General features: G+C 74.4%; 12 protein-coding genes. 5 read left to right on the forward strand and 7 right to left on the reverse strand.

Going from position 1 to position 11,727, the window contains the following annotated elements; genetic code table 11:
* Positions 1 to 1,425, forward strand: coding sequence for a DUF2779 domain-containing protein (locus VMR86_00610; GenBank protein HTO05533.1), 1,425 nt, complete (start codon positions 1 to 3; stop codon positions 1,423 to 1,425).
* Here VMR86_00610 and VMR86_00615 read toward each other — a convergent pair.
* The 6 genes from VMR86_00615 to VMR86_00640 are packed head-to-tail and all read right to left on the reverse strand — an operon-like array spanning position 1,410 to position 7,416.
* Positions 1,410 to 2,378 (reverse strand): hypothetical protein, encoded by a 969-nt coding sequence (locus VMR86_00615; GenBank protein ID HTO05534.1) that lies wholly within the window; start codon positions 2,376 to 2,378, stop codon positions 1,410 to 1,412. The genes VMR86_00610 and VMR86_00615 overlap by 16 nt on opposite strands.
* A 43-nt stretch (positions 2,379 to 2,421) precedes the next feature.
* Entirely contained in the window at positions 2,422 to 3,033 is a 612-nt protein-coding gene (locus VMR86_00620; protein ID HTO05535.1) for a histidine phosphatase family protein, read from the reverse strand.
* 2 nt (positions 3,034 to 3,035) lie between these two features.
* Positions 3,036 to 3,848, reverse strand: coding sequence for a thioesterase family protein (locus tag VMR86_00625; GenBank protein HTO05536.1), 813 nt, complete (start codon positions 3,846 to 3,848; stop codon positions 3,036 to 3,038).
* Positions 3,845 to 4,768 carry a TIGR03560 family F420-dependent LLM class oxidoreductase gene (locus tag VMR86_00630; protein HTO05537.1) on the reverse strand — a complete coding sequence of 308 codons (924 nt, stop codon included), beginning with the start codon at positions 4,766 to 4,768 and terminating at the stop codon, positions 3,845 to 3,847. The genes VMR86_00625 and VMR86_00630 overlap by 4 nt, the downstream gene beginning before the upstream one ends.
* 44 nt (positions 4,769 to 4,812) lie before the next feature.
* Complete coding sequence (locus VMR86_00635; GenBank protein HTO05538.1) at positions 4,813 to 5,649, reverse strand: GGDEF domain-containing protein; 837 nt, start codon at positions 5,647 to 5,649, stop codon at positions 4,813 to 4,815.
* A 3-nt stretch (positions 5,650 to 5,652) separates the two neighbouring features.
* Positions 5,653 to 7,416, reverse strand: a complete 1,764-nt coding sequence (locus tag VMR86_00640) for a gamma-glutamyltransferase (protein ID HTO05539.1) — start codon at positions 7,414 to 7,416, stop codon at positions 5,653 to 5,655.
* Positions 7,417 to 7,481: 65 nt separating this feature from the next.
* Between VMR86_00640 and VMR86_00645 the strand changes: the two genes are divergently transcribed.
* Positions 7,482 to 8,633, forward strand: a complete 1,152-nt coding sequence (locus tag VMR86_00645) for an MFS transporter (GenBank protein ID HTO05540.1) — start codon at positions 7,482 to 7,484, stop codon at positions 8,631 to 8,633.
* On the opposite strand, the gene VMR86_00650 is transcribed toward VMR86_00645, so the two are convergent.
* Positions 8,611 to 10,068, reverse strand: a complete 1,458-nt coding sequence (locus VMR86_00650; protein HTO05541.1) for an amidase — start codon at positions 10,066 to 10,068, stop codon at positions 8,611 to 8,613. The two genes, VMR86_00645 and VMR86_00650, sit on opposite strands and share 23 nt — an antisense overlap.
* Before the next feature lie 60 nt (positions 10,069 to 10,128).
* Between VMR86_00650 and apaG the strand changes: the two genes are divergently transcribed.
* The 3 genes from apaG to VMR86_00665 all read left to right on the forward strand — a co-directional run.
* A complete protein-coding gene (gene apaG / locus VMR86_00655; protein ID HTO05542.1) occupies positions 10,129 to 10,518 on the forward strand; it encodes a Co2+/Mg2+ efflux protein ApaG in 390 nt (129 codons plus the stop codon).
* Between the two features lie 7 nt (positions 10,519 to 10,525).
* On the forward strand, positions 10,526 to 10,969 hold the full coding sequence (locus VMR86_00660) for a pyridoxamine 5'-phosphate oxidase family protein (protein ID HTO05543.1): 444 nt from the start codon (positions 10,526 to 10,528) through the stop codon (positions 10,967 to 10,969).
* Positions 10,970 to 10,987: 18 nt separating this feature from the next.
* Positions 10,988 to 11,727 (forward strand): molybdopterin-dependent oxidoreductase (locus tag VMR86_00665; GenBank protein ID HTO05544.1); only part of this gene is annotated, 740 nt, incomplete at its 3' end.

Genomic DNA, 11,727 nt, shown 5'->3' on the forward strand with positions numbered 1-11,727 from the left:
GTGCCCGACGCCGCGCTGCTCGACAACGTCCGCCACCTCGCCGGGCTGCAGTGCGAGCTGCGCCTGTGGCTCGAGGCGCACGATGCGTCGGGCGCCGACCCGGCGCTCGCCGCCGAGCGCGCCGCCGCCGCGCGCGCGCGCGCGGAGCTGCGCGCGCTCTACGCGGGCTTGTTCCCCGACGCGGAGCGCGAGCGCGTGTTTCGCGCGGCCGGCGCCCAGGCGCGCGCGGAGTTCCTGGTGCGCGAGCGCGACGGAGCGCTCGGCCTGCGCATCGTGCGCGCGGCGCTGCGGCCCAACGAAGGCCACCTGGACGAGCTGGCGTTCGTGCACGCCGTCGCGGCCGCGGCGGGCGTGATGCTCGGCTCGGCCGGCGTCGTGCACCTGGACCCGGACTTCGTGCGCGGCGCGGGGCCGGTCGACGCGCGGGCGCTGCTGCGCCACGCCGACGTGACTCGCGACGTGGAGTTCCTGGCCCGCGACCTCGCCAAGCGCCTCGAGTCACAGGCGCGCGTGCTGGCGGGCGCGCGGCCGAGCGTGGAGCCGTCGCCGCACTGCCGGCGGCCGCAGACCTGCGGCTTCTGGAAACGCTGCACCGCGGGGCGCGCGCGCGACTGGATCGGCCACCTGCCCGGGCTCCGGCCGCAGAATCACGCGGCGATCGTCGAGGCGGCCGTCACGCGCATCGGCGACCTGCCCGACGCGCTGGCGCAGACTCCCGCGCAGCGCAACGCGCGCGAGGCGTTGGCGCGCGGGGGCCCGGTGGTGACTCCCGAGCTCGAGGCGGCGCTCTCGGCGCTCGGACCGTCGCCCGACTTCCTCGACTTCGAGGCGATCGTGCCCGAGCTGCCGCTGTATCCGGGCACGCGGCCGCTCGAGCCCGTGCCCTTCCAGTGGTCGGCGCACCTGGGCGAGCCGGACGGCTCGCTGCGGCACGCGGAGTATCTCGCCGGGAGTGGCGCGGACCCGCGGCGCGGCTTCGCGGAGACGCTGCTCGAGGCGTTCGCGGGCCGGGTCCGGCCGGTCGCGGTGTACTCGAGCTTCGAGTCCGAGGTGCTGGAGCTCCTGGCGCGCGTGTTCCCGGAGCTGGCGCGCGAGCTCGACGCGCTGCGCGCGCGGCTGTTCGATCTCCTGCCCGTGCTGCGCCGCTCCGTGTATCACCCGGAGTTCCTGGGCTCGTTCTCGCTCAAGCGCGTGGCACCGGTGCTGGCGAAGGGCTTCCGCTTCGACGACCTGCCCGGGATCGCCGACGGCGGCGCCGCCGCGCGCGGCTGGCACGCGCTGGCGCGCGGCGAGCTCTCGGCCGCCGACGCGGCGCGCGTGCTGGCCGAGCTGCGCGCCTACTGCGCGCGCGACTCACTCGCCCTGGCCGAGCTCACGCGCGCGCTGCGCGCCCTGGCAGCGCAGCCAGCTCACTCCGTTCCGTAGCTCAGGCTCGAGCGCACCCAGCGCATGCGCGCGGCGCGGATCTCGGACGAGGGCGCCTGCGCCATCTCGAGCGCGAACGGCGCGCTCGAGCCCGCCGCGATCCGGGCTACCGAGAACGCCACCTCGCGCTTGCCCACCGTGAGCCGGAACTCCGCGCGCGCCTGGTCGACGCTGGTGGCGTTCACGATCCGGCCGCGCACGCGGATCCCGCCGCCCGAGTCGGTCACCGAGCTGGGACCGACGAAGAAGCCGCTGCCCAGCGCCTGCAAAGTGGGGTTGGTGAGGTCGACCGAGGCCGTGTTCGGGTCGTTCGTGACTCGCGCGGCCAGCGCTTCGGACTCGCTGCGCGGGCCGCTCGGCGCCGCGGCGGGCGCCAGGGCGGGGGCCGGCGCGGGCGGAGGTGCGGGCGCCGGAGCGGCTACGGCCGTGGCTGCGGGGGCGCCGCTCTTCTCGCTCCACGAAGTCACTGCGCTGCCGCGCCGCAGCTCGAACGAGACACCGGTCTTGCCCGCGAACAGGGACGACGAGGCCGAGCCGTCGAGCGAGGAGAGTGACAGCGCGGAGCCGAGCTTCGAGGTGGCCATGCGCAGGGTCTGCTGCGGGGCATCGGCGTCGCCGGCCGCGAACAGGCCCAGCACCGTCTGCTCACCGCCGGTCGCCGCGCCGGCCGTGCCGGGTGCCTCGCGGCCCAGCCAGACCAGGTCGCGGCCCTGGTCGTCGACCACGCGCAGCGCGTGCCGCACCTCCAGCTCGTCGACCCTGAGCGCGCCTCGGGCCGCGACCGCGCCGACGGGCAGCTCCAGGCGCGCCGCGAACAGTCCCCCCGCGATCGCCAGGCTCGTGAAGGTGGTGAACAGCGCGCCGATCACGATCCACAGGCGGCGATTCGCGCGCTCGAGCTCCCCGATGCGCGCCACCACCCACGCGTCCACGTTCTCGATGTTGCGTTCCATGCGGGAATCGTAACCCGCGCAGCGCAACACGCCGGTGTGTCGCTCACAGGTGGTCGGTGGAGTTCCAGGACAGGAGCCGCGGCTCCGGCTCCAGCACCAGCTCCGAGACCGCGCAGTTGGCGAGGTGGTAGCGGTGCCACTGAGTCGAGTCGCGGTCGATCAGCGTCCCCAGCGTGAAGCCGAGCGCGGCGCCGTGACTCACCACGATCGCCTGCTCGCCGCGGTGCGCGCGCGCGATGCGCTCGAGCGCGTCGCGCACGCGCGCGATCACCTCGCGCGGCGACTCGCCGCCCGGCGGCGCGAAGCCCGGATCCTGCGCGATGCGTTCGAAGAAGCGGTGCTCGCGCATCAGGTCGTCGTACGAGACCCCTTCCAGCTCGCCGATGCCGTACTCGCGCAGGCCCGGCTCGAGCCGCAGCTCGAGGCCCAGGCGCGCGGCGATCGGCGCCGCGGTCGCGCGCGTGCGCCGCAGCGGGCTCACGTACAGCGCCACCGGCCGTGGCTCGCGCAGCGCGAGATGCTCCGCGACGCGGCCCGCCTGCAGCTGGCCGCGCTCGGTCAGCTCGCTGTCGGTCGAGCCGTGCCAGATGCGCGCCGCGTTCGCCGCGATCTCACCGTGGCGCACGAGCACGATGCGGGCGGCCGAGTCTGCCATGGCTAGATCAACATCGCGAGCTGGCGTGACTGGGCGAGCAGCTCGCCGCGCCGGGTCCAGATCTCGCCGTCCTCCTCGGCGAAGCCGTCGCGCAACGTGCGCGAGCGGAACACGCCGAGATAGTAGTCGTCGGGCCGCGCGTCGCGCGGCACCGGCGCGCGGAAGTGGATCGTGAGGTCCACGGTCGGCATGCCGCGGAACTGCGCCTTTGCGAGCGCGCGGTGCTGCGCCACGGCGGGCGGCCAGGCGTCGCACAAGAGCGCCACGAACGGCGCGTCGGCGAGCCGGGCCACGCGCGGGCGCAGCCAGCCGCCGGCCAGCGCGTGAGTCGAGGTGGCGCGCATGCGCTCGCCGAACACCGGCCGCGTCTCCAGCCGCTCGCGCAGCGGCACGACGGTCTCGGGCGGCAGCTCGAGCGCGGCGAGTGACTCGGGCGGCGGCGCCTCGGGCATCTGCGAGTCGTGGAAGCGCGGCGACGGCCGGGGCTTGGCGAAGGCCGCGAGCGCCAGCGCGATCAGCCGGCCGTCCTGCTCCAGGCGCGCCGTCAGCGTCGACAGCGAGCGCCCCGCGCGCTCGACGCGCGTGGCGATCCGCACCGGCCCCTCGGCCGCGGGCGACACGTAGTGCACGGTGAGCGAGCGCGCTGCGCGCTCGGGATCGCCGACCGTCTCGCCGAGCGCGCGCAGCAGGATGGCCGCGAGATAGCCGCCGTTCGGGCCCACGACGATCCACCAGCCGCGGTCGAGCCGGGCACTGAACTCACCCTCGGCGACGCGGGTCACCGCGGTGTCGCGATCGAACACGTGCTCGGTCACGCGAACGCCGGCAGGACCTTCTCGGCGAACAGCCGCGCGGGCACCCGGGTGTCCCGGCCGAAGAACTCGATCACGATCAGGCCGGCGCCCAGCTTGCGGTGTTTCTCGATGCAGTCGATCACGCGCGCGGGCGTGCCCCAGATGCCGTGCTCCTCGAGCGCGCCGCCCATGTGACCACCGTAGATCTTCTTGGCCTTCTCGAGCGACTCGCGCGCCTTGGCCTCGTCCTCCTCGATCACCACCACGCACTGCTGCGAGATGCGCAGCTCGCCGAAGTCGCGCTGCACCTCGTCGCAGCGGCGCCGGAGCGCCTCGACCTTGGCGCCGAGCTGCGGCTGGAACACCGCCAGGTTGTTCCAGATGTCGGCGTGCTGCGCGGCGATGCGCAGCAGCACCTTCTCGCCCGAGCCGCCGATCAGGATCGGCGTGCGGCGCAGTGGCTTGGGCTCGCACACCGCATCCGACACGCGGAAGTGTCGGCCCTCGAATGTGACTCGCTCCTCGCTGAACAGGCGGCGCAGGATCACGGCGCTCTCTTCGAGCGCGCGCATGCGCTCGCCGAGCGGCGGGAACTCGCTGCCCGTGCCGCGGAACTCCGCCTCGAACCAGCCGGCGCCCAGCCCGACGATCGCGCGCCCGTTCGAGATGTGGTCGAGCGTGGCCACCTGCTTGGCCAGGATCGCGGGGTTGCGGAAGAAGGGCGGGGTCACCAGCGTCCCGAGCTCGACGCGCGAGGTGACCGCCGCGACCGCCGCGAGCTCGGTCCAGGCCTCGAAGATGGGCAGGTTCGGCACGGGCACGCCGTACACGTGGTCGCATACCCAGGCCGAGTGGAAGCCGAGCCGGTCGAGCTCCTCGGCCACGGCGCGCGCCTCGGCCCAGGTGCGTTTGATCTGAGGCAGTGTGGCTCCGAACTGCATGGGACCTCCGGCGCGGGCAGTGTAAGGGGAGCGGAAGGCCCCGCTCAACTCTCGGCCGCCACACGGTTTCCGCCCGAGGCCTTGGCGGCGTACAGGCGCGCATCGGCCGCGGCCAGGAGCTGCGCCGCGACACGGCCGTCCTCGGGCGCGGTGGCGACCCCCGCCGAGACAGTGACCTGCGCGGGGCCCGCGCGCAGCGCTTCGATCGAGGCGCGGATCTTCTCGGCGACCGCCAGCGCGCCGGCTCGGGGCGTCTCGGGCAGCACCAGCACGAGCTCGTCGCCGCCGTAGCGCGCCGCCGTGTCACTCGCGCGCGAGCGCTCGGTCACCAGCCGCCCCGCGTCCACCAGCACCTGGTCGCCGGCCGGGTGCCCGAAGCGGTCGTTCACGCGCTTCAGACCGTCGACGTCGAACATGACCAGTGAAAGCGCACGGCCGTAGCGCTCGGCGCGAGTCAGCTCGTGCGCGAGCGCTTCGAACAGCCGGCCGCGGTTCGCCAGGCCCGTGAGCGGGTCGAGGTCGGCGCGGCGCAGCACCGCCTCGTGAGTCAGCGCGGCGGCCAGCGCCGCCGAAGCCGCCGCGCCCAGGGCCAGGAGCTCGCGTCGGCGGGCCGCTGCGCGCGGCCGTTCGCCGCGCACGCGCAGCTCGCCGAGCACGACTCCGCCCGCGCGCAGCGGCACGGTCCAGAAGGCCGCATCCTCCCGGGCCCTGCCCCGGCGCGCAGTGACACGCTCGGAGCCGTCCGGCATGCGGAGCGCCACTTCGCCGGCGCGGGCGCCCGCGAGGCCCAGCATGGCCCGCAGCGCCCGGCGACTCACTTCGCCGGAGTCCAGCGCGCCGATCAAGCTGCGCAGCGCCGCGTCGAGCCCGCGCCCCGCCATGACTCAGGCCAGCGCGGCCGCGGCCGCTACCGCGAAGCGCGGCGACGCGGCGGCCTCGCACAGACCGTTCCTGGGGTCGCGCGCCACCGCCAGCACGCGGCCGTGCTCCCACGGTCCGCTGCGCCGCACCCGGTGCCCGCGCCGCTCGAGCTCGGCGAGCGCGGCCTCGGCGATGCGTGACTCGGCGGCGAGCACGCCGGGCTGCGACGTGCGCGGGTAGAACGAGTCGGGCATGTGGTGCGAGTGCACCGTCGGCGCGTCGATCGCGGCCTGCAGGTCGCGCGCGCCGAAGTCGATCACGTTCAGGAAGAACTGCAGGGTCCACTGGTCCTGCTGGTCGCCGCCGGGCGTGCCGAACGCGGCCATGCGCCCGTCGGGCAGGCGCGCCAGCGACGGAGTGAGCGTGGTGCGCGGGCGCTTGCCCGGCGCCAGACAGTTGGGGTGCTCCGGGTCGAGCACGAACATCTGCGCGCGCGTGCCCACGGGAAAGCCGAGCGCCGGCACGACCGGCGACGAGGGGATCCAGCCGCCCGACGGCGTGGCGGCCACCACGTTGCCCTCGCGGTCGACGGCGTCGAGGTGCGTGGTGTCTCCGCGGCCTCGCGCCGCGGCCTGCGCCTGCGGCTCCTGCGCGGGCGCGGGCGCGCCGGCGATGCGCGGCCAGCCGGCGGGCAGCCGCCCGCGGCCGGGCCGCAGCGCGTCGGAGGCGCGCGCGGGGTCGACCAGCGCCCGACGCTTTTCGGTGTAGGGCGTGGAGAGCAGCTCGAGAAGCGGCACGTCGGCGAAGCGCGGGTCGCCGTAGCAGGCCTCGCGGTCGGCGAACGCGAGCTTGGCGCACTCGGCGAGCGTGTGCAGCGAGTCGGCCGTATTGTGACCCGAGGCGGAGAGGTCGAAGCCCTCGAGCAGCCGCAGCTGCTGCAGGAACACGGGGCCTTGCGTCCACGGCCCGCACTTCCACACGCGCGCGCCGCGATACTCGGCGGTCACCGGCTCCTCGACCGCACCCTCGTAGCGCGCCAGGTCGTCCGCGCACAACAGCCCCGCGTGCGCGCGCCCGCTGGCGTCGCGCACCGGCCGGGCCAGGAAGCGCTCCAGCTCCTCGGCGGGCCGGCCGCGGTAGAACGAGTCGCGCGCCGCGCGGATCTTCGTCTCGCGCGAGCCCGGCGCCGCGCGCTCGGCCGCGACCAGTGACTCGAGGAACGCGCCGAGCGCCGGGTTGGTCTGCGCCTCGCCGAGCGCGCGCAGCGGCAGATACACGGCGGCGCTCGTGGGCCACTCGCTGCGGAAACGCGGCTCCAGGAACGACAGCACCGAGCGCAGGAAGCGGTACATCGGGAAGCCGCGCAGCGCGAGCCCGCGTGCCGGCGCGAGCACGTCCTCGAGGCGCCGGGTGCCGAAGCGCGCCAGCAGGAGACACCACGCGTCGAGCGCCGCGGGCACCGTGGCCGCGAGCAGGCCGTCGCCGGGGATCGGGTCGATGCCGAGCTCGGTGAAGCGCGCGCGCGTCGCGGCGGCCGGCGCCGTGCCCTGACCCGAGATCGCGTACACGCGGTCCTCGCGCGCCGAGTAGAACAGGATCGGCACCTCACCCGCGGGCCCGTTCATGGTGGGCTCGAGCACCTGCAGCGCGAAGCCCATCGCGCACGCGGCGTCGGCGGCGTTGCCGCCCTCGGCCAGCATCGTCGCGCCGATCTGCGCCGCCAGGTGGTGGCCGGCCGAGACCGCGCCGCCGTGGCCGAGCAGGGTGGGGGTGGGTCGTTCGCTCATCGGCCGCATTCTATCCGGACGGACCGCTTTCTCGACCCGCGCCGCTTGTGCCAAGCTCGCGGCCCATGCAGCGTCCTCTTCTGCTCGCGGCACTCACTGCCTTCGTGCTCATGCTCGGGCTGGGCGTGCTGTTTCCGGTGCTCCCGTTCCTGACCCGGGACCTGGGAATTCCCGACGCCTCGGTCGGCTGGCTGCTCGCGGCGCTGCCCGCGGCCTCGTTCGTGGCGAGCCCTTTCTGGGGGCGTTTCTCGTCGCAGCGCGGGCGCCGGCCCGCGATCGTGGTCGGTCTCCTGGGCTACGCGCTCGGCTTCGGCTTGTTCGGCCTGGGACACAGCTTCGCGCAGCTGCTGGCGGCGCGGCTGCTGGGCGGGCTGATCTCCGCCGCCGCGCTGCCGGCGATCTTCGCCTACGTGGCCGACGTGTCGAGCGGCGAGCGGCGCAGCGCTGCCATGGGGGCGCTCGGCGCGGGCATCGCGCTGGGAGTCACCTTCGGGCCGCTGCTCGGCGTGCTGACCTACCAGGCGTTCGGGCTGCGCGCGCCGTACTTCGTGTCGGCGGCGATCGGGCTCGCGAACGCGCTGGCGGTGGCGCTCGCGCTGCCCGAGAGCACCACGCGCGAGTCACGCGCTGCGCCGGAGCAGCGCTCGTTCTCCGAGCTCGTGCGCCCGCTGCTGCCGTTCCTGGCCTGTGGCTTCCTCACGCAGACCGCGCGCATCGCCGTGGACTCCACCGTCGGCTTCTTCGCGCAGGATGCGCTCGGGGCGACACCCAGCGGTGTCGGCATGCTGCTGTTCGCGATGGGCATCGCGGGTGCGCTGGTGCAGGGCGGCCTGGTGCGCCGGCTGTCGGGGCGCGTGTCGGACGCGCTCTTGTTCGCGGCCGGCTGCGCCGTCATGGCCACGGGTCTGGCGTGCTTCGGCTTCGCGCGGAGCTGGGGCGGGTTCACCGGCGCGGGCCTGGGCGTGGCGGCGGGCTTCGCGCTCCTGTCTCCCACCTTGAACGCGCTGCTCTCGCGCGCGGCCGAGTCGGTCCAGGGCGAGGCGCAGGGGCTGAACGGCAGCGCCACCGCGCTGTCGCGGGTGGTCGCGCCGCTGCTGTTCACCACGGGCCTGTGGCCGCGCACGGGCGCACCCGGGACTTACGGCGTGGCCGCCGTGCTGTGCGTGCTGGCGCTCGGGGTGGCGGTGGTGCGCTTCAGAAGCCCGGCGGCGGCGTGAAGCCACCCGTGAGCTCGGAGAGCCGGCGCCCGAAGTCGAGCGTGGTGCGGTCCTCGAGATGCGAGCCCACGATCTGAATGCCCACCGGCAGGTTGTCCGGCGTGCGGCCCACCGGCACGACCGTGGCCGGCAGCTTGCACATGGTGGCGGGCGCGATCCAGTTGAGTAAGTCGGTGTAGGGGATGGTCTTCCCGTTCACGCTCAGCGTGCGCAGCGGCATGTCGGGCTCGTGCATGTGCGGGATCGCCGGCAGCTGGTTCACCGGCAGGAGCAGCACGTCGGTCTCGCGGAAGAGCTCGTGCAGCGCGGCGCGCAGCCGCTCGCGCGCCTCGTTCGCGTGCATCCAGGTGACGTGACTCGCCGTGAAGGCGCGCGCGGTCGCGACCAGCGGATTCGGGTCGTCGGCCGGCGCGGAATTCGCCAGCTGCCGGAAGCTCTCGAGCGCACTCTCCGGGAAGCTCCCGGCCATCAGCGGCAGCAGCAGCACGTCGTAGGCGCGGCGCGCCGCGCCCAGATCGATCGGCGGCTGGTCGAGCACGCGCACCGAGACACCGGCGCGGCGCAGTCGCTCGACCGCGGACTCGAGCAGCGCGCGCACCTGCGCGTCGACCGGGTAGGCCGCGTCCTGGAAGCAGGCAGTCACACGGTAGTCGCCCAGGCGCGAGCGGCGCGCGGGCGGCAGCTCGAGCCGCCAGCCCACGGCGTCGAGCTCGGTCGGGCCGGCCAGCACGTCGAGCGCAAGTGACAGGTCGTCGACGGTGCGCGCGATCGGGCCGCACACGTTCAAGTCCGGCGGGGCGAGCAGGCCCGGCGGCGGCGGAATGTGACCGCGCTGCGGCACGACTCCCCAGGTGGGTTTGTGACCACAGACCCCCGACCAGTGCGAGGGCACGCGGATCGAGCCGCCGATGTCGCTGCCGAGCTCGAGCGGAGTCTCGCCGGTCGCGACCGCCGCGGCCGCGCCGCCCGACGACCCGCCGGGCACGCGCGCCGCGTTCCAGGGGTTGTTGGTGGTGCCGTACACCTGGTTGAAGCTCTGCCAGTCACCAGCCATGTACGGCACGTTGGTCTTGCCGAAGATGACCGCGCCCGCGCGGCGCAGCCGAGCGACCGCCTCGGCGTCGTGCTGCGGCACGTGGTTGGCGAGCTCGGGGGCGCCGGCGGTGGTGCGCAGGCCCGCGGTCTCGAAGGTGTCTTTGATCGTGATCGGCAGCCCGTGCAGCGGGCCGCGCGCACGGCCGCGCGCGAGCTCCGCGTCGGCGGCCGACGCCTCCGCTCGGGCGCGCTCCTCGTCCAGACACACGACGGCGTTCAGCGCCTTGCCGTGCTTGGCCACCCGCGCCAGGTGGATCTCCAAGAGCTCGCGGCTCGAGATCTCCCGCCGGCGCAGCATGCCGACCAACTCGCTCGCGCTGCGGTACGCCACCTCGGCCATCGCGCTCTCCTCTGGATCGGGCGACCGGCGGCATCGTACCATGCGCACGGTGGAGGTTCCTTGGGCGACTCCCAGGCAGTGACTCGCGGGATCCGCGTGAACGTGCAGTCTCGCTACGTGGCGGAGCGCTCCCGGCCGCTCATGAGCGAGTACTTCTTCGCTTACACGATCCGCATCTCGAACGAGGGCCGCGAGACGGTGCAGCTCGTGTCTCGCGTCTGGCTGATCGAGGACGCCGAGGGCCGGACCGAAGAGGTGCGTGGCCCGGGCGTGGTCGGCGAGCAGCCCGTGCTCGCGCCGGGCGAAGCGTTCGAATACACGTCCGCCTGTCCGCTCACCACACCCATCGGCTCGATGCGCGGCACCTACCAGATGGTGACCGAGGGCGGGGAACGCTTCGACGCCGAGATCGCGCGTTTCCTGCTCGCCGAGCCCCACTCGATCCACTAGGAGGCCCGTGGAGCTCGAACGCGACGCGATCGAGCGCCTCCTGGACGACTGGCCCGTGGCGCGCCTCTCGACCGTGTCGCCGTCCGGCGCGCCCGAGGCCGTGCCGGTCGTGTTCGCGCGCAGCGGCGGGGCGCTCTGGTCACCGATCGACGGCAAGCCCAAGCGCGGCGGCGAGCTGGCGCGCCTGCGCAACGTGCGCGCGGAGCCGCGCGTGTGCCTCCTGCTCGACCACTACGAGGACGACTGGTCGCTGCTCTGGTGGCTGCGCGTCGACGGGCGCGCGTCGGTGGTGGGTCTCGACGCGGCCGGTGCCGCCGGCGCCGCCGCTGCGCTGCGCGCGAAGTACCCCCGCTATGCGGAAGGAGTCACAGCGCTGTTCAGCGGGCCGCCCACGCTCCTGCGCATCGAGGTGGTGCGGGCCTTCGGCTGGCGCGCCCGGGTGCTAGGCTAGCGCCCGAGGGAGCGAATCGTGGCGGAAAGAGAAGTGCGCACGTTCTGCCGGGTGTGCGAGCCGGCCTGCGGGCTGGTCGCGACCGTACGCGACGGCCGGCTCGAGAAGCTCGCCCCGGACCGCGCGCACGCGGTGACTCACGGCTTCGCGTGTCACAAAGGCATGGCGGGCGTCGACATCCACCACGACCCGGACCGGCTCGACTTCCCGGTGCGCCGCGGCGAGCGCGGCGCGCCCGAGCGCGTGTCCTGGGACGGCGCGATCGAGGGCGTGGCGGGCGCCCTGCGCGCGATCACGGAGCGCCACGGCACGAAGGCGCTGGGCATCTACGTGGGCAACCCCACCGCCTTCAACACGCTGGCGCGCCCCGGCATCGAGTCGTTCACCGCGCAGGCGGGCATCCGCAAACACTTCAGCTCGGGCACGCAGGACTGCGCCAACAAGTTCGCCGGCAGCGAGGCCGTGTTCGGCTCGAGCACGATCCACCCGATCCCCGATCTCGCGCACACCGACTTCCTGCTGGTATTCGGCGCCAACCCGCGCGTCTCGCACGGCAGCTTCATTTCGATCGCCGACCCGATGAAGGCGCTGCGCGACGCGCGCAAGCGCGGCGCGCGCGTGTACCACGTGAACCCGCGCGCGATCGAGTCGGCGGGACCCGACGAGCTCGTGCTGATCCGGCCCGACACCGACGTGTATTTCATGGCTGCGCTCTTGCACGAGCTCGAGCGCAACGGCGGGCTCGACCGCGAGACACT

This window comes from Myxococcota bacterium, assembly GCA_035498015.1.
Taxonomy (GTDB): Bacteria; Myxococcota_A; UBA9160; order SZUA-336; family SZUA-336; genus VGRW01.

Bases quoted from the DNA above. Each gene is read 5' to 3' on its own strand.
- VMR86_00615 (HTO05534.1), bottom strand. From the start codon at position 2,378: ATGGAACGCAACATCGAGAACGTGGACGCGTGGGTGGTGGCGCGCATC.
- VMR86_00620 (HTO05535.1), bottom strand. From the start codon at position 3,033: ATGGCAGACTCGGCCGCCCGCATCGTGCTCGTGCGCCACGGTGAGATC.
- VMR86_00630 (HTO05537.1), bottom strand. From the start codon at position 4,768: ATGCAGTTCGGAGCCACACTGCCTCAGATCAAACGCACCTGGGCCGAG.
- VMR86_00635 (HTO05538.1), bottom strand. From the start codon at position 5,649: ATGGCGGGGCGCGGGCTCGACGCGGCGCTGCGCAGCTTGATCGGCGCG.
- VMR86_00640 (HTO05539.1), bottom strand. From the start codon at position 7,416: ATGAGCGAACGACCCACCCCCACCCTGCTCGGCCACGGCGGCGCGGTC.
- VMR86_00645 (HTO05540.1), top strand. From the start codon at position 7,482: ATGCAGCGTCCTCTTCTGCTCGCGGCACTCACTGCCTTCGTGCTCATG.
- VMR86_00650 (HTO05541.1), bottom strand. From the start codon at position 10,068: ATGGCCGAGGTGGCGTACCGCAGCGCGAGCGAGTTGGTCGGCATGCTG.